24 protein-coding genes are annotated in these 22,551 nt (G+C 68.0%); 15 read left to right on the top strand and 9 right to left on the bottom strand.

Annotation, left to right across the window (positions count from 1 at the left end):
* Nucleotides 1–20: 20 nt before the first annotated feature.
* Nucleotides 21–1,175, bottom strand: coding sequence for an adenylate/guanylate cyclase domain-containing protein (locus HBE64_RS06075; RefSeq protein ID WP_167099097.1), 1,155 nt, complete (start codon nucleotides 1,173–1,175; stop codon nucleotides 21–23).
* Between HBE64_RS06075 and HBE64_RS06070 the strand changes: the two genes are divergently transcribed.
* A complete protein-coding gene (locus HBE64_RS06070; protein ID WP_167099094.1) occupies nucleotides 1,166–1,663 on the top strand; it encodes a DNA-deoxyinosine glycosylase in 498 nt (165 codons plus the stop codon). The two genes, HBE64_RS06075 and HBE64_RS06070, sit on opposite strands and share 10 nt — an antisense overlap.
* Here HBE64_RS06070 and HBE64_RS06065 read toward each other — a convergent pair.
* Nucleotides 1,658–3,049, bottom strand: a complete 1,392-nt coding sequence (locus HBE64_RS06065) for an amidase (RefSeq protein WP_167099091.1) — start codon at nucleotides 3,047–3,049, stop codon at nucleotides 1,658–1,660. The two genes, HBE64_RS06070 and HBE64_RS06065, sit on opposite strands and share 6 nt — an antisense overlap.
* 54 nt (nucleotides 3,050–3,103) lie before the next feature.
* Between HBE64_RS06065 and HBE64_RS06060 the strand changes: the two genes are divergently transcribed.
* The 3 genes from HBE64_RS06060 to HBE64_RS06050 are packed head-to-tail and all read left to right on the top strand — an operon-like array spanning nucleotide 3,104 to nucleotide 4,231.
* Nucleotides 3,104–3,346: an anti-sigma factor gene (locus tag HBE64_RS06060; protein ID WP_167099088.1), complete on the top strand. Its 243-nt coding sequence runs from the start codon at nucleotides 3,104–3,106 to the stop codon at nucleotides 3,344–3,346.
* 25 nt (nucleotides 3,347–3,371) lie between these two features.
* Nucleotides 3,372–3,794 (top strand): HIT family protein, encoded by a 423-nt coding sequence (locus HBE64_RS06055; protein WP_167099085.1) that lies wholly within the window; start codon nucleotides 3,372–3,374, stop codon nucleotides 3,792–3,794.
* Nucleotides 3,791–4,231, top strand: a complete 441-nt coding sequence (locus HBE64_RS06050; RefSeq protein WP_167099082.1) for a nitroreductase family deazaflavin-dependent oxidoreductase — start codon at nucleotides 3,791–3,793, stop codon at nucleotides 4,229–4,231. Before HBE64_RS06055 ends, HBE64_RS06050 begins: the two co-directional genes overlap by 4 nt.
* 207 nt (nucleotides 4,232–4,438) lie before the next feature.
* Here HBE64_RS06050 and HBE64_RS06045 read toward each other — a convergent pair whose 3' ends face one another.
* Together HBE64_RS06045 and HBE64_RS06040 are read right to left on the bottom strand one after the other, a co-directional pair.
* Nucleotides 4,439–5,470, bottom strand: coding sequence for an LLM class flavin-dependent oxidoreductase (locus HBE64_RS06045; RefSeq protein ID WP_167099079.1), 1,032 nt, complete (start codon nucleotides 5,468–5,470; stop codon nucleotides 4,439–4,441).
* Between the two features lie 7 nt (nucleotides 5,471–5,477).
* The gene (locus HBE64_RS06040; RefSeq protein ID WP_167099076.1) at nucleotides 5,478–6,332 is read right to left on the bottom strand and encodes a uracil-DNA glycosylase; all 855 of its coding nucleotides are present in this window, start codon (nucleotides 6,330–6,332) and stop codon (nucleotides 5,478–5,480) included.
* A 30-nt stretch (nucleotides 6,333–6,362) separates the two neighbouring features.
* On the opposite strand from HBE64_RS06040, the gene HBE64_RS06035 reads away from it, so the two are divergent.
* From HBE64_RS06035 to HBE64_RS06020, 4 genes are all read left to right on the top strand, one after another.
* The gene (locus HBE64_RS06035) at nucleotides 6,363–7,601 is read left to right on the top strand and encodes an MFS transporter (protein ID WP_167099073.1); all 1,239 of its coding nucleotides are present in this window, start codon (nucleotides 6,363–6,365) and stop codon (nucleotides 7,599–7,601) included.
* Nucleotides 7,601–8,965: an FAD-binding oxidoreductase gene (locus HBE64_RS06030; RefSeq protein WP_167099070.1), complete on the top strand. Its 1,365-nt coding sequence runs from the start codon at nucleotides 7,601–7,603 to the stop codon at nucleotides 8,963–8,965. The genes HBE64_RS06035 and HBE64_RS06030 overlap by 1 nt, the downstream gene beginning before the upstream one ends.
* A gap of 118 nt (nucleotides 8,966–9,083) precedes the next feature.
* Entirely contained in the window at nucleotides 9,084–10,313 is a 1,230-nt protein-coding gene (locus tag HBE64_RS06025; protein ID WP_167099067.1) for a cytochrome P450, read from the top strand.
* Nucleotides 10,313–10,900, top strand: coding sequence for a TetR/AcrR family transcriptional regulator (locus tag HBE64_RS06020; protein ID WP_167099064.1), 588 nt, complete (start codon nucleotides 10,313–10,315; stop codon nucleotides 10,898–10,900). Before HBE64_RS06025 ends, HBE64_RS06020 begins: the two co-directional genes overlap by 1 nt.
* A 13-nt stretch (nucleotides 10,901–10,913) precedes the next feature.
* Here the strand turns inward: HBE64_RS06020 and HBE64_RS06015 are convergent, their stop codons facing one another.
* Together HBE64_RS06015 and HBE64_RS06010 are read right to left on the bottom strand one after the other, a co-directional pair.
* Nucleotides 10,914–11,783, bottom strand: a complete 870-nt coding sequence (locus tag HBE64_RS06015) for a lysophospholipid acyltransferase family protein (RefSeq protein WP_167099061.1) — start codon at nucleotides 11,781–11,783, stop codon at nucleotides 10,914–10,916.
* Nucleotides 11,784–11,917: 134 nt separating this feature from the next.
* On the bottom strand, nucleotides 11,918–12,496 hold the full coding sequence (locus HBE64_RS06010) for a TetR/AcrR family transcriptional regulator (RefSeq protein WP_167099058.1): 579 nt from the start codon (nucleotides 12,494–12,496) through the stop codon (nucleotides 11,918–11,920).
* Nucleotides 12,497–12,571: 75 nt separating this feature from the next.
* On the opposite strand from HBE64_RS06010, the gene HBE64_RS06005 reads away from it, so the two are divergent.
* A complete protein-coding gene (locus tag HBE64_RS06005; RefSeq protein ID WP_167099055.1) occupies nucleotides 12,572–13,387 on the top strand; it encodes a class I SAM-dependent methyltransferase in 816 nt (271 codons plus the stop codon).
* On the top strand, nucleotides 13,384–14,250 hold the full coding sequence (locus HBE64_RS06000; protein WP_167099052.1) for a lysophospholipid acyltransferase family protein: 867 nt from the start codon (nucleotides 13,384–13,386) through the stop codon (nucleotides 14,248–14,250). Before HBE64_RS06005 ends, HBE64_RS06000 begins: the two co-directional genes overlap by 4 nt.
* Nucleotides 14,251–14,266: 16 nt before the next feature.
* Here HBE64_RS06000 and HBE64_RS24610 read toward each other — a convergent pair whose 3' ends face one another.
* Nucleotides 14,267–14,524: a hypothetical protein gene (locus HBE64_RS24610; protein ID WP_243841513.1), complete on the bottom strand. Its 258-nt coding sequence runs from the start codon at nucleotides 14,522–14,524 to the stop codon at nucleotides 14,267–14,269.
* 10 nt (nucleotides 14,525–14,534) lie between these two features.
* Between HBE64_RS24610 and HBE64_RS05995 the strand changes: the two genes are divergently transcribed.
* Nucleotides 14,535–15,758 (top strand): glycoside hydrolase family 27 protein, encoded by a 1,224-nt coding sequence (locus HBE64_RS05995; RefSeq protein ID WP_243841512.1) that lies wholly within the window; start codon nucleotides 14,535–14,537, stop codon nucleotides 15,756–15,758.
* The gene (locus HBE64_RS05990) at nucleotides 15,746–16,342 is read left to right on the top strand and encodes a DedA family protein (RefSeq protein ID WP_167099046.1); all 597 of its coding nucleotides are present in this window, start codon (nucleotides 15,746–15,748) and stop codon (nucleotides 16,340–16,342) included. Before HBE64_RS05995 ends, HBE64_RS05990 begins: the two co-directional genes overlap by 13 nt.
* Here HBE64_RS05990 and HBE64_RS05985 read toward each other — a convergent pair.
* Nucleotides 16,339–17,475 (bottom strand): acyltransferase, encoded by a 1,137-nt coding sequence (locus HBE64_RS05985; protein ID WP_167099043.1) that lies wholly within the window; start codon nucleotides 17,473–17,475, stop codon nucleotides 16,339–16,341. The genes HBE64_RS05990 and HBE64_RS05985 overlap by 4 nt on opposite strands.
* A complete protein-coding gene (locus tag HBE64_RS05980) occupies nucleotides 17,472–19,181 on the bottom strand; it encodes a DEAD/DEAH box helicase (RefSeq protein ID WP_167099040.1) in 1,710 nt (569 codons plus the stop codon). Before HBE64_RS05980 ends, HBE64_RS05985 begins: the two co-directional genes overlap by 4 nt.
* 14 nt (nucleotides 19,182–19,195) lie before the next feature.
* On the opposite strand from HBE64_RS05980, the gene HBE64_RS05975 reads away from it, so the two are divergent.
* The 3 genes from HBE64_RS05975 (at nucleotide 19,196) to HBE64_RS05965 (ending at nucleotide 22,541) form a co-directional block, all read left to right on the top strand.
* On the top strand, nucleotides 19,196–19,825 hold the full coding sequence (locus tag HBE64_RS05975) for an LppP/LprE family lipoprotein (protein ID WP_167099037.1): 630 nt from the start codon (nucleotides 19,196–19,198) through the stop codon (nucleotides 19,823–19,825).
* Nucleotides 19,826–19,962: 137 nt separating this feature from the next.
* The gene (locus HBE64_RS05970) at nucleotides 19,963–20,499 is read left to right on the top strand and encodes a heme NO-binding domain-containing protein (protein ID WP_167099034.1); all 537 of its coding nucleotides are present in this window, start codon (nucleotides 19,963–19,965) and stop codon (nucleotides 20,497–20,499) included.
* An 11-nt stretch (nucleotides 20,500–20,510) separates the two neighbouring features.
* Nucleotides 20,511–22,541: a bifunctional diguanylate cyclase/phosphodiesterase gene (locus HBE64_RS05965; protein WP_167099031.1), complete on the top strand. Its 2,031-nt coding sequence runs from the start codon at nucleotides 20,511–20,513 to the stop codon at nucleotides 22,539–22,541.
* Nucleotides 22,542–22,551 lie beyond the last annotated feature (10 nt).

Genomic DNA, 22,551 nt, shown 5'->3' with positions numbered 1-22,551 from the left:
AGCCCCCACAGTCGGCGCAGCTACCCGCCAGCGCGCCGTGCGCGGAACAGCTTGACCTCGTCCTTGATGCCCTTGAGCCGACGCGCCTTGGCGAACGACCAGGTGAACGCGGCGTCGTCGCCGATCTGCTCGCGGGCCGCCTCGGCCAGCAGCACCGAACCGGGCCGGGCCGCCGAGGTCACCCGGCTGGCCAGGTTCACCGGGCTGCCGAACCAGTCACCGGCCCGGCTCACCGCCGGTCCGTAGGCGATCCCCACCCGAAGTTGCGGCAGATCCTCGTCGGCCTCGATGACGTCGCTGAGGCTGAGCATGGCGTGCAGCAGTGCCGTCGCATCCTTGGACACCAGCATCACCGCGTCACCGATGGTCTTGATGAACCGCACCGGCGGGATCGCCACCTCACGGGCCGCGTCGGCGAGTTTGTTGGCCAGTTGTTCGAGCTCCTCGGGTGGCACGGTCTCGCCGAGGCGGGTGAAGCCGACCAGATCGCCGAAGGCCACCGCCACCAGCCGGGCACCCGGCAGCGGCGCACCGGCCGCCCGTTCGTTGGCGTTGACCGCCTCGGTCTCCAGCGCGTGCCGCAGCTGCAGCATCAGCATGTCCTGGATCATCGGGCCCAGCAGCGGTGCCATCTCCCCCACCAGCGCCTGCGCCGAGCGGGCGATCTCCAGCTCACTGGCGCCGGGATGCATGACGGCGGCCAGCGCGGTCGTGCGCATGACCTCGGCGGCGTGCGAAAGCCCGTCGGCCAGAACACGAACCACCGTCAGCATCAGATCCGGGTCGATACCGCGGTCGATGAACCGTTTGATGTGCACGGCAGTGGCGCCGTCGAGCCGCATGAACACCGCGGCGTCGGGGTCTTCGACATACGGCAGTCCACTGGCCCGTTGGAAGCGGGTCAGCACGTCTACGTCCAGACCGGTCTGCTCGGCGATCTCGCGCGCCGACACGTAGGTGCCGTCGTCGCCGAGTGCGCGCCGCGCCGGCAGCAGCATCGGTGCGAACGACGCCCGAATCTCCTCAGCGGTGATGCCCTGCTCGAGCAGCCACGGGATCAGTTCGGCCCGTTCGGTGCGGACGTCGCCGGCCAAGCCGTCGAGCAGACCGGACGCTTCGATGTCGCCGTCATCGCTCACCGGTCCAACGTATACGGTCGGATGCGATGTCTTCATCGCCGCTACTGGTGGGACTGGCACCCATCGCCGACGCCCAAGCCCGTGTGCTGGTGCTCGGCAACATGCCCAGTGCGATGTCGCTGGCCGCCGGGCAGTATTACGGCAACCCGCGAAATGCGTTCTGGCCCATCACCGCCGAGCTGTTCGGCTTCACCGCCGGGGATCCCTACGACCAGCGCACAGCAGCCCTGCGCCGCAACGCAATCGCGGTGTGGGATGTACTCAAGCACTGCCGCCGCGTCGGCAGCCTGGACTCGGCCGTGGAGCCGGACAGCATGGTGGCCAACGACTTCGCCGCCTTCTTCGCCACCCACCCGGGTATCGGGCGGGTGTACTTCAACGGTGCTGCCGCCGAAGCCAACTTCGCCAGGCTGGTCAGCGTCGCACCCGACGTCGACTACGTACGGCTGCCGTCGACGAGTCCCGCCCACACCATGCGCTACGCCGACAAGCTCACCGCGTGGCGGGTGATCGCCGGGTCATGACACCGGCGGCCGCCGGTTGGCCCAGGGCCGGGCCTTCTCGATCTGGCGGCTCAGCGACAGCAGCGTGGCCTCGTCGGACGGGCGGCCGACCAACTGCACCGACACCGGAATGCCTTCGCCGTCAAGGCCCCACGGGACCACGGCAGCGGGCTGGCCGGTCGCGTTGAAGATCGCATGGAAGGGCACCCGGGAGGCCACCAGTGCGAGCGTTGCGACCCCGCCGCGGTGCTGGTACTGCCCGATGCGCGACGGGCCGGTCGCCGTGCCCGGGGTGATCAGCACGTCGACGTCGTCGAAGATCGAGCCCACCCGGGCCGCCAGCGTCGCTTCGGCAGCGCGGATTTTCGCGATCTGCTGATCGGAGACCAGACTGCCGAGGCGGGCCAGTGCCCTGGTTCGCGGCTCGAGGCGTTCCGGATGCGGCAACTGCTGCACGTCGTCGTAGATGCCGCGCCACATCCGGGGCAGCACGTGGCCGTACACCGCCCAGGCCGGGTAGTCCGGGTCGCGCCAGATGACCTCGTGGCCAAGATCGCGCAGCAGCGCCTCGACACCGTCGAGCGCCTTCTGCTGAGCCCGTCCCACCCGGCCCACCATCGTCGGAGGGATCCTGGCGCTCAACGCAATTCGCAGCCTCCTCGGTTTGCGCGCCGCCGCGGCCACGAACCCGCCGCGCGGGGCGCGCTGGGTGTTCGTCACATCGAGGAACAGCGCGGCGTCCTCGACGGTGCGGGTGATCGGCCCGTTGACGCTCAGGCCCTGCCAGGCGTCGGTGTGCGGGTCGATGGGGACCCGGTCGCGCTGCGGTTTGAGCCCGAACAGCCCGCACCACGTCGACGGGATGCGGATCGACCCGGCGCCGTCGGAGCCCAGCGCCATCGGTGCCAGCCCGGCGGCCACCGCCGCACCGCTGCCGCCGCTGCTGCCACCCGGCGCGCGGGCCAGATCCCACGGGTTGTGGGTGGAGCCGAACGCGACCGTCTCGGTGAACGGCCACAGCATCATCTCCGGAACCGAAGTCTTGCCCAGGATCACCGCGCCCGCGGCGCGCAGCCGCCGCACGACCTCGGCGTCCTCGGTCGGCGGCAGGCCGTGGGCGCTGCTGCCGTAACAGGTGAACTCGTCGGCGACGTCGACGTCGTCCTTGATCGCGATCGGCACACCGAGCAGGGGCAGCCGCTCGCCGGCGTCGAGGCGCTGCTGGGCGGCCGCGGCTTCCCTGCGGGCGCGCTCGGCGAGCACCACCCGGTAGGCGCGGACCTCGCGGTCGACCCTGGCGATCCGGTCGAGGTAGAGGTCCAGCAGCGCGGGAGCCGTGATCGTGCCGGCGACCAGCATGCGGGCCTGCTCCGCGGCGCCGGCGAACGCGATGTCGGTGAGGTCCACGCCCGGCAGCGTATCGCCGTAACGGAACGGGCCCCGACCGACACTGCCCTTGTGATGCCGAAACCGTCGCTGATGACCTGCTCAGCACTCGTGGAGCTGCTGAGCGACTACTACTCGGGCTCGCTGGACGCTGCGACCGCCGCCCGGGTACGTCTGCATCTGCTGACCTGCCGGGGCTGTCGCGGCTACCTCGCCCAGCTGCGGGCGACGGTGGCGACGGTGGGCCGGATCCGCGCCGACGACCTCGACCCGGAGTTCCGCGCCCTGCTGGTGGAGGCCTTCCGCGACTGGCGGTGAGCCGGCCACCCGCTACGGTGGCGGAATGTCATGTGTGTTCTGCGAGATCGTCGCCGGCACCGCGCCGGCCATCCGCGTCTACGAGGACAACGACCATCTGGGCTTCCTGGACATCCGCCCGTTCACCCGCGGCCACACCCTGGTGGTGCCCAAACGGCACACCGTCGACCTGACCGACACCCCGGCCGAGACACTGGCCGGTCTGTTGGCGGTGGGCCAGCGCATCGCGCAGGCGACGCGGGTGTCGGGGCTGGGCGCCACCGGCAACAACATCGCCATCAACGACGGCAAGTCGGCGATGCAGACGGTGTTCCACATTCACCTGCACGTGATTCCGCGGCGCGACGGCGACAAGCTGTCCTTCGCCAAGGGCATGCTGCTGCGCCGCGACCCCGATCGCGAGACCACCGGCCGAATCCTGCGCGAAGCTCTGGAGTTGATCCCATGACCTCAGCGGTCGACAAGTTCATGCTGAAGTTCCTCAAGGTGCACGACGGCCTGTACAAGCGCAGCGGCGGGTGGATCGGCCACCGGTTGCCGTTCGCCCCGCTGATGCTGCTGCTGCACACCGTGGGCGCGAAAACCGGCCAGCCGCGGTCGAATTCGCTGGCCTACTACCGTGACGGCGGCGACTACCTGATCGTGGCCTCCAACGGCGGCGCACCGAAGAACCCGGCCTGGTATCACAACCTGCGGGCCCAGCCGAACGTGGAGATCAACCTCGGGCCGCGCCGGGTGCCCGTCACCGCGCACGTGGTGCTGCCGGAGGATCCGGACTATGCCCGGCTGTGGAAGATCTGCGACGACGACAACGGCGGGCGCTACAGCGCCTACCAAAAGCTGACGACGCGACCGATCCCGGTCGTGCGGCTCACAACGAGCTGATCGCCGCCGGAGGCGGCATGGTTGGTGCCCGCCTATGAGCGACTCGCGTGCCGCCCCCCGCGGTGTTTCGAGTGCGGTTGGCCTCGGCGAGATTGAACCTGCGCAGGAAAAGTTCGAGTGGACGTCTGCGTGACGTCAATCTCGGCGCATGAAGGTGCGGACAGTCGCTTGTAGGCGGGCATGTGGGCACAGCTGAGGCCAAAGCCCTTAGAACAGCTCCTTGGCGAGCAGCTCCAGCGTCGCCTCGCGGTCCGGCGCGGTGCCCGGATCGGTGCCGCGATGCGCCGAGGCGACCGGGTTGACCATCACCTCGTCGACATCGAACTCCGCGGCCACCGCACGTATTTGATCGGCCGCCTCGGCCGGTGAGCCGACGACGGCCTTGGCGCGACCGGCCGCGATGACGGCCTCGGCCTGCGGGTGCATCGACACCGCCGCAGCATCCTCGACCAGATCGAGTGGACCCAGCGGCTGCCCGGTGCGCAACCGCGCCATCATCTGCAGGTTCGGCAACAGCAGCGCCTCGGCTTCCGCGCTCGTCGGCGCGACCACCGCGTTGACCGTCATGAACGTCACCGGCTCGGCTGCGACCGCCGACGGCCGGAACTCGCTGCGGTAGATCCCCAGCGCCTCCGCGGTGCCGGCACCCGAAAAGTGGTGGGCGAACACATACGGCAGCCCCTTGGCCGCCGCCAGCCGAGCCGAATACATCGACGAGCCGAGCAGCCACAGCCTCGGCTCGCTGACCGCACCCGGGGTGGCCTTGAGGATGTAGTCCTGGCCGCGGATCGGGATCCGGACCCCCGTCGCCGACATCAGGGCGGCGACCTCGTCGACATACTGCGGGAAGTTCTCGACATCGGAATCGTCGCGGGTGCCGCGCAGCAGGATCGAGGTCACCGGGTCACTGCCCGGCGCCCGCCCAAGGCCCAAGTCGATACGGCCCGGCGCGGCGGCCTCCAGCAGCGCGAACTGCTCGGCGACTGCCAGCGGCGCGTGGTTGGGCAGCATCACCCCGCCCGAGCCCAGCCGCAACTGCGTGGTCTGCGCGGCCAGGTAGGCGATCAGCACCGGCGGGCTCGTCGCCGCGACCGCCGGCATGTTGTGATGCTCGGCCAGCCAGAACCGGGTGAAGCCGAGCCGGTCGGCGGTCTGCGCCAGCCGCACCGTGGCCGCCAGCGCATCGGTGGTGCTCTGATCGGTGCGCACGGGAACAAGGTCGAGAACAGAAAGCCGCATAGTTACCTCAACACCTCGGTTGGCGAGGTGCTTCCCCGCCGGCCAGACCCGCTCTGTGGCGGGCGTCGGTGAGCACGTCGTCGAGCATCGCCGGTGTGAGCCGACCGGTGAACATGTTCTGCTGGCTGGGGTGATAGCACCCGATCAGCTGCAGGCCCGACGACAGCTCCGCAACTGCGCCGTGGCCGAACTTCGGCTTGGCCGCGCCGGGCAGGTCGTCGGCCAGCAGTCGCAGCGCCGCCTGCCACGCGAACCCACCGAGAGCCACCACGACACGGACCGACGGCGCGACCAGTCGCCACTCGGCGTCCAGCCACGGCTGGCACGTGGTGCGTTCCTGCGGGCTGGGCGCATTCCCCGGCGGCGCGCAGCGCACCGCGGCCAGCACACGAATGTCCTTGGTGCCCAAGCCGTCTGCGGCGTCGACACTGATCGGCGAGTTCACCAGCTCCGCCCGGTGCAACGCGGCGAACAGCTGATCGCCCGAGCGGTCGCCGGTGAACACCCGGCCGGTGCGGTTGCCGCCATGGGCCGCCGGCGCCAGGCCCAGCACCACGATCCGCGGCGTCGTCGACCCCCAGCCGGTGATCGGCCGACCCCAGTACGGCTCGAGGGCGAAGGAGCGGCGCTTCGTCACCGCCACCTCCTCGCGCCAGGCCACCAGGCGCGGGCAGGCCCGGCACACGCTGACCAGCGCGTCGAGCTCGCCGACGTCACCCACCTTCGCGGCCAGGGCGGCCACCCGACGAGGAGTCGTCGCGACCGGCGTCTCGGGGACCGCCGGGTCCCCGGGCCAGCCCGACCCGGGCGGAACGGGGGACTCGAACGGCACTCCGGTTCGGGGATGAGCGTGCGCGGTCACCCGTCTACTGTGCCCGCTTAAGCTTCGCCGGTGAGCACCAAGCGCATCCCCGCGCTTCTGATCCTGTCCTCGGCCTTTCTGGCCGCAGGCGCCAACGGCATCTCGATGGTGGCGTTCCCGTGGCTGGTGCTGCAGCGAACCGGCAGCGCGGTCGACGCCTCGATCGTCGCCGGGGCCGCGACCCTGCCGCTGCTGGTCGCCACCCTGATCGCCGGGACCGCCGTCGACTTCCTGGGCCGGCGCCGGGTCGCGATGCTCTCCGATGCCCTTTCGGCGGCGTCGGTCGCCGCCATCCCGGTGCTGGCGATGACGCTGGGGATCGGGTCGCTGACCACGGTCGTGCTCGCCGGGCTGGCCGCGCTGGGCTCACTTTTCGACCCGGCCGGAATGACGGCGCGGCAGTCGATGCTGCCCGAGGCCGCCGAGCGCGCCGGGTGGACGCTGGACCACACCAACAGCGTCTACGAGGCGGTGTTCAACCTGGCCTATATCACCGGACCGGGTGTCGGCGGTCTGCTGATCGCCACCCTGGGCGGGGTCGACACGATGTGGGTCACCGCCGCGGCGTTCGGGTTGTCGATCCTGGCGATGGCCGTGCTTCGCCTCGAGGGAGCGGGCCGGCCCGCCCGCGAGAAGCGGCCCGACGGGGTGGTGTCCGGCATGGTCGAAGGGCTGAAGTTCGTGTGGCACAACCGGGTGCTGCGCACCCTGGGCCTCATCGACCTGGCCGTCACCGGGATGTACCTGCCGATGGAAAGCGTGCTGTTCCCCAAGTACTTCACCGACCGCAACGAGCCGGCGCAGCTGGGCTGGGTGCTGATGGCGCTGTCCATCGGCGGTCTGATCGGCGCGCTGAGTTGGACGGTGCTGTCCCGGGTGGCCAGCAAGCGCACCACAGTCCTGATCGCGGTGCTGACGTTCGGGGTGGCGGTCCTGGTGATCGCGTTCCTGCCGCCGCTGCCGGTGATCCTGTCCTTCGCGGCGCTGACCGGTCTGGTGTACGGGCCGATCGGGCCGATCTACAACTCGGTGATGCAGACGCGGACACCGCCGAACATGCGCGGGCGGGTGGTCGGGGTGATGACGTCGATGGCCTATGCGGCCGGGCCGCTGGGCTTCATGCTCGCGGGCCCACTGGTCGACGCATTCGGCCTCAAGGTCACGTTCCTGGTGCTGGCGGTGCCGATCCTCCTGATCGGACTGACCTGCCCGTGGGTGCCTGCGCTGCGCGAACTCGACGCCAAGCCGGACGAACCTAGGATGGCCTGATGGCTAGCCCACTGGCGGATCTGGCCGCCGAACTCCCCGACGGCGTGGTCGTCACCGACCCCGACATCCTGGCCTCCTACCGCCACGACCGCGCCGCGGACCCGTCCGCCGGGACGCCGCTGGCCGTGGTGCGCCCTACTCGCACCGAGGAAGTGCAGACGGTGCTGCGCTGGGCCAGCGCCCACCGGATCGCCGTGGTGCCGCGTGGGGCAGGCACCGGACTCTCCGGTGGCGCCACCGCGCTCGACGGCGGCATCGTGCTGTCGACGGAGAAGATGCGCGACATCACCGTCGACCCGATCACCCGTACGGCGGTGGTGCAGCCCGGCCTGCTCAACGGCGAGGTGAAGAAGGCCGTCGCCGAGCACGGGCTGTGGTACCCGCCGGACCCGTCGTCGTATGAGATCTGCAGCATCGGCGGCAACATCGCCACCAACGCTGGCGGCCTGTGCTGCGTAAAGTACGGCGTCACAACCGATTACGTGCTGGGCATGCAGGTGGTGCTGGCCGACGGCACCGCCGTGCGCCTGGGCGGCCCGAGACTCAAGGACGTCGCGGGGCTGTCGCTGACCAAGTTGTTCGTCGGCAGCGAGGGCACTTTGGGTGTGGTCACCGAGGTCACCTTGCGGCTGCTGCCCCCGCAGCACCCGGCGTGCACCGTGGTGGCGACGTTCGACTCGGTGGAGGCCGCCGCCGACGCCGTCGTGACGATCACCGGCAAAATCAGGCCCTCGATGCTGGAGTTCATGGACTCGGTGGCCATCAACGCTGTCGAGGACAAACTGCGCATGGGCTTGGACCGCACGGCCGCGGCGATGATGGTGGCCGCCTCCGACGACCGCGGCCCCGCCGGCGCCGAGGACGCCGAGTACATGGCCCGGGTGTTCACCGAAGCCGGTGCCACCGAATGCTTTTCGACGTCCGACCCGGCCGAGGGTGAGGCGTTCGTTGCCGCCCGCCGCTTCGCCATTCCCGCGGTGGAGGCCAAGGGGCCGCTGCTGCTCGAGGATGTCGGCGTACCGTTGCCCGCACTGGCCGAACTGGTCAGCGGGGTGGCCAAGATCGCGGCCGATCGTGACCTGACGATCTCGGTGATCGCCCATGCCGGTGACGGCAACACCCACCCGCTGATCGTCTACAACCCCAGCGACGCGGCGATGACCCAGCGTGCACACCTCGCCTTCGGCGAGATCATGGACCTCGCGGTGTCACTGGGCGGCACCATCACCGGTGAGCACGGGGTGGGGCGGCTGAAAAAGCCTTGGCTGGCAGGACAACTCGGCCCCGAGGCGATGGAGCTGAACCGCCGGATCAAGGCCGCCCTGGACCCGCAGAACATCCTGAACCCGGGTGCGGTGGTCTAAACATCTCGTGCGCCGACAGTAACGCCACGGCGGATATCGGGCCGAATTCCCGCCGTGGCGTTACTGTCGCGACCCGACCAGCCTTGACACACCGTGCGAGGTGTCGTAATCATAAGACATGACCGCTGTTGTGTCTCACGAGGCGGATGCGCGCTTCGCACTGGCCACCGCCCAGACCTGGGCCGACCCGTGGCCCATGTACCGCGCCCTGCGTGACCACGACCCGGTGCACCACGTCGCCGGCCACAACCCGGGCCAGGACTACTGGGTGCTCTCCCGCCACGACGACGTCTGGGCGGCGGCCCGCGACCACCAGACCTTCTCCTCGGCACAGGGCCTCACCGTCACCTACGGTGAACTGGAACTGATTGGACTGCAAGATAATCCGCCGATGGTGATGCAGGACCCCCCGGTGCACACCGAGTTCCGCAAGCTGGTGTCGCGCGGGTTCACCCCCCGGCAGGTAGAGGCCGTCGAACCCGCGGTGCGGCAGTTCGTCGTCGACCGCATCGAGCGGCTGCGCGCGGCGGGCAGCGGTGACATCGTCGCTGACTTGTTCAAACCGCTGCCGTCGATGGTCGTCGCGCACTACCTCGGCGTTCCCGAAGAGGATCGCGACCAGTTCGACGGCTGGACCGAGGCCATCGTGGCAGCCAACGCCGCCGGACTGGATACGCTCGGCTCGGTCGGCGACGCCGTCGGCTCGATGATGGGCTACTTCACCGAGCTGATCGACCGGCGCAGGCGCGATCCCGGCGACGACACGGTCTCGCATCTGGTGGCCGCCGGCGTGGGCGCCGACGGCGACATCGCCGGCACCCTGTCGGTGCTGGCCTTCACTTTCACGATGGTCACCGGCGGCAACGACACCACCACCGGGCTGCTCGGCGGCGCCGTTCAGCTCCTGCACCAACGGCCCGACCAGCGCCGGCTGCTCGTCGAGCACCCCGACCTCATCGCCGACGCCGTCGAGGAGTTCCTGCGACTGACCTCCCCGGTGCAGGGCCTGGCCCGCACGCTCACCCGCGACGTCGAACTGCACGGCAGGACCATCGCCGCCGGCCGCAAGGTGCTGCTGCTGTACGGCTCGGCCAACCGCGACGAGCGCCAATACGGCGACGACGCAGGCGAACTCGACGTGCAACGCCGGCCGCGCAACATCCTGACGTTCAGCCACGGCGCTCACCATTGCCTGGGTGCGGCGGCCGCGCGCATGCAGGCCCGTGTGGCCCTGACCGAACTGCTGGCCCGCTGCCCGGACTACCAGATCGACACCGACGGCGTGGTGTGGGCCGGCGGCAGCTACGTGCGCCGCCCGCTGTCGGTCCCGTTCCGGGCGGCCCCCTGATGGCCGGCAGGGACTGGCTGGCCTCCCGTCGCGCCGAGGTCGCCACCGACCGCATTCTCGACGCTGCCGGCGAGCTGTTCGCCGAAGCCGACGTCTCGGCAGTCGGCATGAACGAGATCGCCCGCGCCGCAGGATGTTCCAGGGCGACGCTGTACCGGTACTTCGAGAACCGGGAGGCACTGCACACCGCCTACGTGCACCGCGAGGCCTACCGGCTCTACCAACAGATCAGCGAGCTGATCGACGGGATAGTCGACCCGCGAGAGCGGCTGCTGGCGGGCCTGACCACCTCGATGCGGCTGGTCCGTGAAAGTCCGGCCCTGTCTTCGTGGTTCGCCACCAACGACTCGCCCATCGGCGCGGAGATGGCCGAGCAATCCGAGGTCATCCAGGCGCTCAGTTCGGCGTTTCTGCTCTCGCTGGGGCCCGACGATCCCGACGTCGTCCATCGGCGTGCCCGCTGGCTGGTCCGGGTGCTCACCTCACTGCTGATCTTCCCCGGCCACGACCCCGCCGACGAGTGCGCCATGCTCGAGGATTTCGTCGTTCCGCTGGTGTGCCCCAGCGAAACCCACGCCGACGGCTGAAGTCGCCGACCGGCTACCCGGCCGGTGGCATGACCGCCGACGGCCAGGCCCATGGGGCAAGGTGCCGGAACGGGTCGGTGCTCCGAATCTTCTGCAAATCAGCCAGATCCGCCTCCAGAGACGACTTGGCCATGTCCCGGACCTTGGCCACCCAATCCTCCTCTGAGGCCCCGTCGGGCATCGTCGTCTCGATGGGCTGAGAGAACCGCGCGTAGAGGCGCTGCGGCCGGGGCACCAGCGTCGGTCCGATTCCGCGCATCAACTGGATGGTCATATCCTGGCGTGCGCCGGTCAGCTCGGCCACCGCCTTGTTCAGCCGGCCCCACCATCCGTGCCTGGAGGTGAGGATCTTGTAGACGTCGTCACCACCGACTACCGCGGCAGTGACGATCGGGTAGTTGTTTTCCACGGCGAGCCGGGCGAAGCCCGCGCGGTCACCCCACAACAAGGTGTACAGCTCGTCCTTGCCCTTGCTGATTTCGCGTGCGCCGCCGGGGAATACCAGGATCGGCTCATTGGCGCGCATGAGCTCACGAGTCCCGTCCGGCGTGCCAATGATCGCGCCGGCGGCCTCGAGCACATCGGCTTGCAGGCCCTTCATTCGTCCGAAATGCCGGTCCGTCAGCGGGCGCACCTTGTGGCCGATCTGTCGGTACACCTCGTAGGGAACCAGCAGGATCTCTGTCGATGCGAAGGCAGTGTGGTTGCCCACCAACAGGAATCGTCCGTCGGCGGGTAGGTTCTCCAGCCCCTCCACGTAGGGCTTGTAGATCGGCCGGACATATTCCCACCGTCTGGCGAGTTCGAGTATCCAGCGCTCGAGCCGCTCGATTCGGCCGCCCGCCGTTGAGGAGCCCACTGAATCTTCGGTCTTGTCCGGCACGTTGTCACCTTTCGTCGATGGGGTTTGGTTCAGAATCCGGGAGGTATACCCACCTTCCCGAATGAAACTGTGCGTGAGCTCTGTGTAGCTCAGTCGCGAACTGTGGAGTCCGGCAACGCTTCCCGGCGCTATTGCTATGTCGACCCACTGCCGCTGGGTGTGACGATCCTGGTGGCGGCCTCGACGGCGGCAGCGCGGCGAGCCGCAACGACCGCGTCGTCCTGTGTTTCATCCTGCAGCGGCCCATGCGCCCACGCCATGCCAATGCCGAAGAGGATGACCAGCAATTCCATTGGCTCCCAACGGGGATCCACATGACCAGCGGCCTGAGCGACCTCGATTGCGCGCACTTCACGTCCGGGAATGTCGAAACCGCTGGAACTGGGCTCATCCAGCCATACGCCCTCCAACCGGGCCCAGGTGATCATGCGCAAATGCTCGGGGTGCTCGCGGGCAAGGTCGTAGATCTCACCCGCGAATTCGGGAACCGCGTCCGATCGCAAGGTCACCTTGGTGAAGAACTCGGCCCCATCGGTGGCCACCACCAGACGAAACAACGACTCCTTGTCTCCGAAATGCGCATAGAGACGCTCCTTGCTGGCACTTGCGGCGCTGGCGATTCGATCGATCCGGGCGCCGGCCAACCCGTACATCGCGAACTCGGCGCGGGCGGCCGCCAGGATCTCGCCGCGCAGCTCGATGGCAGTTCTCATAGGGAAATCATAACCAAACGAACTGATTCGTTCGTTAGATTGGTGAAGAAGAGTTCACGGAGATCAGGAGTGAGCATGACCGACACGCGCAGATTCCCCTCGGCGGTGGCGTCGATGCCGCGGGGCGGCACCGACGCCGGCTGGCTTGATCGACGACTGCAGACCGACGCCCTGGAGTACACCGATCGCGATGACGTGCCAGCTGAGCTCAAACAGCGCGTCATCACGGGCCTGGATGCCATCGGCGCCCGCAGTGGTCAACACGAGCAACATGCCAGACTGGCGCTGGACGTGATCGGCGATATCGCCAACCCACGGATCCTTGAGATCGGCGCAGGTCACGGCAGGCTCTCCGAGCAGATCCTGGAGCTCCACCCCACCGCGACCGTCACCGTCAGCGATGTCGACCCGAAGTCGGTGAGCAACATCGCTGCCGGCCCCCTCGGCTCACATCCACGGGCACGAACCCAGGTCGTTGACGCCACCGCCATCGACGCCGAGGACGGCTCCTACGACCTGGTGGTGTTCGCACTTGCTTTCCACCACCTGCCGCCCGACACGGCCAGGCAGGCGATTGCCGAGGCCACCCGTGTCGCAGACCGCTTTCTGGTCATCGACCTGGAACGCGGCTCACCACTGCAGATGATCCTCACCTCACTGGTGATGGCGCCGGCGGCCCTGGCGCTCATGCCGCGCCCGTCGGTGTGGCCGGTCATGCACGACGGCTTCATCAGCGGACTGCGCGCGTACTCCCGTTCCGCGTTCGTCGAGCTCGGCGAGGCCGCCGATCCGGATATGCAGACCGAGTTCCTTCCACCACCGCCAGGCCCGCGCTTCATTCCCCCACCCGTGGGCGTCGTCTACTCACGAGCCGGAAAGCGCGAATCATGACCAACCCAACCAGTCCGACGCGAATCACCGAACAGCCGCCGCGCGTGCGAGCGCTCCGGCAGGCGCTCGGGTCACTCAGCGATGCCGTCGGCCCCACCGTCGATCTCCTCAATCCCTACGTCGAAGGCACTGAAAACCTGCCGAACGACGGTCGCTGCCTGCTGGTGGGCAATCACACCCAGGGCGGTATGGAGGTGGTTCTGATCTCGCATTTCGTCCGCCGCGCCATCGGAACCCAGGTACGCCCACTGGCCGAACGGGGCATAGGCAGTATCCGCGGGCTGTTCGGAGACGTGGCCGCCGCCTACGGCGCCGTCGTCGGCTCACCCGAGAACGCGCTGGAGTTGATGCGACAGGACCAGACCATCCTGGTGTTCCCGGGCGGCGGGCGTGAGATCGCCAAGTTCAAGGGCGAGGAGAACACCTTCAACTGGCGGGGGCGCTCCGGCTTCGCACGGGTGGCCATCGCCGGCGACTATCCCATCGTGCCCGTGGGTCTCGTCGGCAGCGACGAGATGTACCACAGCTTGCTTTCTCGCGACAGCAGATGGGGTCGGCTGAGTCTGGCAGCGAGCGAAAAGCTCACCGGCCGTGTGGATACGGCGATGCCGCTGATACGCGGGATCGGTCCCACCCTCATCCCCCGCCCGCAACGGATGTACCTACGCTTCGGCGCGCCCGTCGACACCGCCAAGCCGGCAGGCGTGTCCGACGACGACTGGGTTGCGACCGTCAAGCAGACGACGCAGACTGCGCTCGAGACGGTACTTTCCGATCTGCTGAAGATCCGCGCTGACGACCCTTATCGGTCGCTGAACCCGTTGGCCTGGCGTCACGCCGCACATCCAGCATCTCCGGAATAGCAGGAACACCGGACGTCTATTCCGCGGAGACCTTCTCCGACAGCGCTGTCGGGAACGGTCTGGCAGTCGGCGGCATCGCCGGAACCGTCACCAGGCTTCCCGTCATCGAATACAGGAGATCGAAGTTGCGCCGCCTACTGCTCATGGTCAGTGCCGCGTCAGCCGCCGTCCTCGCGGCATGCGCGCCGACCACCACCACCACCGCCATCCGTATCGCGCCGCCGATGCCTCCCCCGATGGGGTGGAACTCGTGGAACTCCGGCATGGAGCTCAATGAGCACACGGTGCGACACACCATCGATGCCATGGTGTCTTCAGGTATGCGTGACGCCGGGTACCAGTACATCAACCTCGATGCCGGCTGGGCCGCCCCGTTTCGAACGCCGGAAGGTGACCTGATCGCCGATCCGTTCCGCTTCCCGAACGGCGTCAAGCCGCTGGTGGACTATGCACACGCCCGGGGGCTCAAGTTCGGCCTGTACAACAGTCCCTTCAACCAGACCTGCGGACAGGATCCACGAATCGGCAGCGTGGGTCACGAAAAGCGTGATGCCGCAACGTTCGCGAGCTGGGGGATCGACTACCTCAAATACGACTGGTGCCGCGAGGAGGCCGACCACGACGAGCAGGTCCGGGTGTTCGCCGCGATGGGCGAGGCGCTCAGAGACAGCGGACGACACATCATCTACAGCATCAACCCCAACAGCTCCGACGATCCCACTGCCGGCGGCCGACTGGACTGGTGGGGCATCGCCGACTTGGTGCGCACGTCCGGGGACCTGGTGCCGGTGTGGCGAAATGCACTCCCACCGCAGGGTCCGGACGACCCCTTCGCCAGCGGCATCTTCAAGGGTATTCCCGATCAATTCCAAAGCGCAGCAACGGCTCCCGCCAGAGGCGGCTATCGTGGCGATCCGGACATGCTGGTGGTCGGACTGAGCTGGAGCGAGTTCTTCCTCAACCATGCAGATCTGTTGAGCCAAGCCGTTCAGTCCCGTCTGGCGACTCCTGAACAACTCGCCCAGTTCGCGCCGGTACTTGCCAACCCGCGGAGCGTGCAGTGGATCGCGACCGCCCAGCCCAGCCTGACCGACGACGAGCAGCGCAGTCATTTCTCCCTGTGGGCGATGCTGGCCGCACCGCTCATCGCCGGGAACGATCTGCGGTCGATGTCGACGACCACGCTGTCGATCCTGAGTAACCGCGAGGTGATCGCCGTCGACCAGGATCCGCTGTTCATTCGGGCCCATGCGATCGGAGACGATCGACGTATCTGGGCCAAACCGATGGCCGATGGATCGGTGACCGTCGCGTTGTTCAACGCCGCCGATGCCATCGCCGACCTCTCGGCGACGACGGACGACGTAGGACTGCCGGCCGCACCGTGTTACACCGCGCGTGACCTGTGGGCTCACACAAGCGAGACAGTGACGGGCACGCTGGAAGCGAAATCACTGTCACCCCATGCGGTTCGGCTACTACGGGTAAGCGTCGGATGTTCCCACTAGACCATCTCCCCCAGCTTCCCAGCGGGCCGCTGTTCTACCTGATTCTGCTCGCGGTCGTTGTCGGCTCCTCGGTTCCGGTTGTCTCCGTGGTGGTTGCGGCCGAACCAGTGCTGATGGCCGTGCTGCTTCTCCCCGCAGACGGGCACTTGTCAATCCCGGCGATGCTTGCCGTCACGGTCGGCGGAGCTGTGCTCGGCGATGTCCTCGCCTATCTCCTCGGGCGGAACCTGGGTCCAAAACTGTTGGGAAACAAATTCGTCCGCCGTTCGCGTAAGCATGTGCATGGTGCGCACCGCCGAGTGCAACGTCGCGGGGTGCTGGGCGCGCTCGTGGCGCAGCGCTGGGTGCCGCCGGCCAGAGGCTTTGTGCCTGCACTTCTGGGCACTGCACGCCACCCCTTCGGCCCATTCGTGATCAGCTCCGCAGTCGCCGCCACGCTCTGGGCAGTCGTCGTGATCGTCGGGATCCACTTAGGCGGACCGACACTGGTGGTTGCCATTCCGGCGGTGATGACAGCTGTGATGGCGATCCAGTTGGCGCGGCGCTTTGTCGCCCGGATACGACCGCCGGCCGCTGCCGGCTAGGTGCGCACCCGGGTGAACCGGTGCAGCAGCCACGCCACCGGGATCGTAAGGACCAGCGTCACGACGAACAACACCGGCGCCGAACCGGTGTAGACCGGCCAGTGCAACACGTTGACCATCGCGATCTCCATCACGATCAGGTGCACCAGGAAGATCTCGTAGGAGATCTCGCCCAGCCACACCATCGGCCGGGTGGCCAGCACCCGCGCATACCAACCCCGGTTGCCCAGCGCCAGCGGCGCGACCACCAGCGTCGCGATCACGGCATAGAACCCGGTCTTCGCCAACGCCTCGGCCAGCCCGGTCGGCGAGGTCGTCGCCTCACCGGCGATCGGTGTCGAGACGATCAGGTAGCAGATCACCGCCAGCGGCACCGCCACGAAGCCGTACGTGCGAATCCCTATGACCCCCAACACCGCAAGCAGCATGCCGCCCACGAACCAGGCCAGATAGCCCGGCAGCCACAGCCGGGCACCATCGGGCAGGAAGTGCGTCGTATGCACCAGTACCATCCACGCCGGGCTGACCAACGCCAGCGCGGCCAAACCGGTCAGCAGCAACCACGGCCGCCACCGCCGTCGGCACAGCACCGCCAGCAACAGGTAGGCCAGGATCGGCAGCGCCACATAGAACGCCACCTCCACCGCGAGGCTCCACATCTGCGTAAGTCCTTGGTGCAGATAGGAGAACATGTAGTTGTCGGTGTAGATCTGGGTCAGCGTCAGGTTGCGGAACAGCCCCATCCAGTTGTGCCCGGGATTGGGCCCGGCCGAGCGGAAGTGGTAGATCAGGAACGCCACCACAACGGTGACGGCATAGGCGGGCATGATCCGCCGCACCCGGTGCCAGGCGTAGCGCCCCACCGACGGCGAGTCGGTCCCGTCGGCGGCGGCCCGCACCCACGGGCCGAACAGCAAGAAACCGGACAGCACGAAGAAGATCGGCACACCGATCTCCATCCGCGAATACACCAGGCCCACAAAGCCGTGGGTGTACTTGCCGGTGGTGTAGGCCGCGTGGGTGCCCAGCACCAGCAGTGCGGCAACCGCGCGCACACCGGTGAGCGAGGCCACCCTGTCCACCGTGGAGACCGCCTCGAGTCCGCCCTGGTCGACCTCGCGGGACGCGGTCATTGGTTCTTGCGCCGGGGCTTCCCGCCGGAGGGACGCGAGTCGTAGGACGGCCTGCCGCGATCAGGCTTCAAATCGATCAGCACACCCGAGATCCGAGTGTTCTCAAGGGCTTTCAGTGTCGCCTTGGAGAGATTTGCGGGTAGCTCCACCAACGAGTGATCGACCTTGATGGTGATGTGGCCGAAGTCGCTGCGATGCAGACCGCCCTCGTTGGCGATCGCACCCACGATCGAGCCGGGACCGACCTTGTGCCGCTTGCCCACCTCGATGCGGTAGGTGGCCAGGTCGTCGCGGGTCCGGCGCGGGGCGCGTTCGCGCTCCTCGCGCTCCGGGCGTTCCTTGCGCTTCTCCGGCGGCGGCTCGGTCATCAGGAACTCCGCGCCGTCGCGCGACTGCAAGGCCAGCGCCGCGGCGATGTCGGCCATCGGCACGTCGTGGTCGCGCTCGTAGTCCTCGATCAGCCGGCGGAACATGTCGAAGCCGGGCGCGTTGAGTGCCTCGGTGATCGAGTCCTGGAACTTCGCGACCCGCTGGGCGTTGACGTCGTCGACGCTGGGCAACTGGTCTTCGGTAACCGGCTGGCGGGTGACCTTCTCGATCGACTTCAGCAGGTGGCGTTCCCGCGGCGAGACGAACAGCAGCGCAGTACCGGATCGCCCGGCCCGCCCGGTGCGCCCGATCCGGTGCACATACGACTCCGGATCGTGCGGGATGTCGTAGTTCAGCACATGCGAAATGCGTTCGACGTCAAGGCCTCTGGCCGCGACGTCGGTGGCCACCAGGATGTCGATCGATCCGCTCTTGAGCGCGGCGATGGTCCGCTCGCGAAGCGCCTGCGGGATGTCGCCGTTGATGGCTGAGGCGGCGAACCCGCGGGCTCGCAGCTTCTCGGCGACCTCCTCGGTGGCCTGCTTGGTCCGGACGAACACGATCATCGCCTCGAAGGGCTCCACCTCGAGCACCCGGGTCAACGCATCCATCTTGCGGTTCCCGGCCACCTGGATGTAGCGCTGGGTGATGTTCTCGGCCGTGGCGGTCTTGGACTTGACCGCGACCGTGACCGCGTCGTGCAGATATTTGGAGGTGATCTTGCGGATCGCCGGCGGCATGGTCGCCGAGAACAAGGCGACCTGCTTGTACTCCGGGGTATCGGCCAGGATCCGCTCGACGTCCTCGGCGAAACCCATCTGCAGCATCTCGTCGGCCTCGTCGAGCACCAGGTAGTCCAGGTGCGACAGGTCCAGGCTGCCCTTCTCGAGGTGGTCGATGACGCGCCCGGGCGTTCCGACGACGACCTGCGCGCCGCGCTTGAGGCCGGCCAGCTGCGGGACGTAGGAGGAGCCGCCGTAGATCGGCAGCACGTTGATGTTCCGGTGCGCGCCGTAGCGGCTGAACGCCTCCGCGACCTGCAGGGCCAGCTCACGCGTCGGGGCCAGCACCAGCGCCTGGGTGACGCGGCTGGTCGGGTCGATCTTGGACAGGATCGGGATGGCGAACGCCGCCGTCTTGCCGGTTCCGGTCTGCGCCAAACCGACGACGTCGGAGCCGGCCAGCAGCGCAGGGATGGTGGCCGCCTGGATGGCCGAGGGCGTCTCATAGCCGACGTCGGAGACGGCCTGCAGGACAGCGGGGTGAATCTGCAGGTCGGCGAAGGTCTGTGGGGAGCTAACGGCGGCGTCGGGTCCGGCGTCTTCCGGGAGTGTCATTGACCTGCAGTCTAATGCCCGAGCGCGCCGTAACCCGCTTCTGGCAGCGCAGGCCGGTACCGTCGGCGGATGTGTGGCATCGGTTGACGGTAGCTACGGCGACCCTGTCGCTGGCCGCGGCGCTGGCCGGCTGCGGCTCCGGCGACTCGACGGTGGCCAAGACTCCGCAGCCCTCGCAGACCTCGTCGGCCACCTCGGCGGCACCGCCGCCGTCCAGCTCAGCGGCCCCGCCGCCGTCGTCGTCAGCGCCTGCTGCTCCCCCGCCGCCGGACCCGTGTGCGGTCGATCTGGCCGCCCTCGCGATCGCCCAAGCGGTCTCCGAGCTGCCGCGCGACCCACGTAGCGGTCAGGGCTGGAACCCCGAGCCGATCGCCGGGAACTTCAACGAGTGCGCGCAGCTTTCCGCGGTGATCGTCAAGGCGAACACGAATGCCCAAAACCCCACCACCCGCGCGGTGATGTTCCACCTCGGCAAGTACATCCCCACCGGGGTGCCCGACACGTTCGGCTTCAACGCCGTCGACACCACGCAGAGCACCGGTGACACCGTCGCGCTGGTGTACCTCAACCCGCTCGGCCTGCAGAGCGTGGTGAAGTTCCGCTGGAACGGCAACGGCGTCGAACTCATCGGCAACACCGGCTAGCCGCCCAGCACTCATCGAAGTCCGACCATTTGCCGGTTTTTACTGGGCATTCGGCGCAGTCCAATAACTGTGGCAAACACTTGTGATGGCGTAGATTGCCTATCGGGTGAGGGGAAGAGCCAGGCATTGGAGGTGTCATGAAGGGCGTCATCTTCAATTTGCTGGAAGAGGTCGTGTCCGCCAGTTACGGCGACAAAACCTGGGACGATTTGCTCGACGCCGCCGACGTCGACGGTATTTACACTTCGCTGGGAAGCTACGACGACGCTGATATGGTCCGGTTGGTGTCCGCCGCCGGGGATGCGTTGTCCCTCCCGGACGAGGATGTGTTGCGCTGGTTCGGCCGGCACGCCATCCCCAACATGGTCACGCGCTGGCCGGACTACTTCAGCGCACACGAGCACACCGTGCCGTTTCTGCGCAGCCTCAATGACGTCATCCACCCCGAAGTACGCAAGCTCTACGCCGGGGCCTACTGCCCCCACTTCGACTTCAGCTCCCCCGACGACGGGTCGCTGCTGATCGGCTACCGCTCACCGCGCAGGCTGTGCAGCCTGGCCCACGGCTTCATCCTCGGAGCCGGCGACCACTACGGCGAGTCCGCGACCGTCGAGCACCTGGAATGCATGCACGACGGCGCCGACCGCTGTCTGGTCGCGGTCGCGGTGACGTAGGGACACAGCTGATGGACAACCGGGGAACGACCGATCTGGCGGCACTGGCCGCCGAGAACGCGCGGCTGCGCCGCCGGCTCAAACGGGAAGCCAGGATCCGGCACGAGGCCGAGGACATCGCCGAACAGGGTCTGCGCGAGCTCTACCAGAAGCAGCGCGAACTCGAATTCCTCTCGCAGATCACGATCATGGCCAACCAGGGCGGCTCGGCTCAGGAGGTGCTGAAGTCGGCGCTGGAGTACGTGTGCCGGTTCACCGGCTGGTCTGCCGGACACGCCTACATCGTCGCCGGGGACGGCCCGACCCGGCGCATGTGGCCGTCCAACATCTGGTACACCACCCCGGGCCTGGACATCTCGGACTTCCAATACGCCACGGCCGGAGCGATTTTCGCCGAAGACGAGGGGCTGGCCGGCCGGGTGTGGGCATCGGCGGCACCGGTGTGGCTCGACGACCTGATGACCGCCCTGTTCACCCGGCGCGAGGCCGCGCTGCACTGCGGGCTGCGTGCCGGTTTCGCCGTCCCGCTGCTCATCGGGCCGAACGTCGTCGCCGCGCTGGAGTTCTTCGGGCCCAACCCGATGCCGGAGGATCCGGTGCTGACCCGGATGATCCGCCAAGCGGGCACCCAGCTGGGCCGCGTCATCGAACGCGACCGGGCAAACGACCGGTTGCACGACGCCTCGCATGACGCCCTGACCGGGCTGCCCAACCGGCTGCACTTCCTGCGCGAGGTCGACGAGGCCTTCCGCGAGTTCTCCCTGGACCGCCGGGCGGGTTTCTGCGTGATGTTCATCGACCTCGAGCGGTTCAAAATGGTCAACGACAGCCTGGGGCATGCGGCCGGGGATGCCCTGATCACCCAGGTGGCTGCCCGGCTGATGGCCTCGGTCCGAGCGCGGGACTTAGCCGGCGGCGCCACCGAGTTCACACCCGGAATGCTGCTGGCCCGAATGGGCGGCGACGAGTTCACGATCCTGGTACGCGGAGTCGACACCATGGGCGACGCCGTCGCGATCGCCGACCGGATCCACGCCGTCCTGAGCCACCCCTTCCGCGTCGAGGGGCACGAGGTGGTCACCAGCGCGAGCATCGGCATCGCAATGAGCACAGCGGAGCACCGCTCCGCCGACGAACTGGTGCGGCACGCTGATATGGCCATGTACGAAGCGAAGTTGCGCGGCAAGAGCCGGACGGAACTCTACGACGACACGATGCAGACCTCGGCGACCCGCCGCCTCGACCTGCACGCCGAACTGCGTGCGGCGGTGCGCGACGAAGCCTTCGAACTGCACTACCAGCCGGTCGTATCGCTGGCCGGTGACGAGATCGTCGGAGTCGAAGCCCTCGTGCGGTGGCGGACGTCGCCGACCGAGCTGCGCTACCCGGACGAGTTCATCCGGGCTGCCGAGGAAACCGGCCTGATCGTCCCGCTGGGCATGTGGGTGCTGCGGCAGGCGTGCCTGGCCGTGCGCCGCTGGAATGCCTGCCGCCCCGGCCAGCCGCCGCTGACCGTCAGTGTGAATCTCTCGCCACGCCAGTTCGCCCAGCCTGACCTTGTCGACCAGGTGAGCGCGATCCTCGCCGAGACCGGTGTACGGCCGGCGCAGCTGCGCCTGGAGATCACCGAGACGATGACGATGGACGATGCGGAGTACGCAGAGGACGTGCTGAACCGGTTGCGCAGGTTGGGAATCCAACTGAGCATGGACGACTTCGGCACCGGGTTTTCCTGCCTGAGCTACCTGCACCGGTTCCCGCTGCAGGTGCTCAAGATCGACCGCTCCTTCATCTCCCGGATGGAGAGCAATATGGAGAGCCTGCAGATCGTCAAGACCATCGTGGTGCTGGCCCGCAGCCTCGACATGGAAGTGATCGCCGAAGGCGCGGAGAACTCCGAAGAGGTCGCCAGGCTGCGTTCGCTGGGCTGCAACTTCTGTCAGGGCAACTATTTCTCGCCGCCCCTGCCTGCCAACGAACTCGAGGCCCTGCTGGTCGCGCGTCAGAAGCCGGCCGTCGCGGCGGTCGCCGCGCACCCCTGAGCTGTCGGGT

The organism is Mycobacterium sp. DL592, assembly GCF_011694515.1.
Lineage (GTDB): Bacteria > Actinomycetota > Actinomycetes > Mycobacteriales > Mycobacteriaceae > Mycobacterium.
Note: the sequence above shows the minus strand (reverse complement) of the source record. Positions and strands in the feature narration are given on the sequence as shown.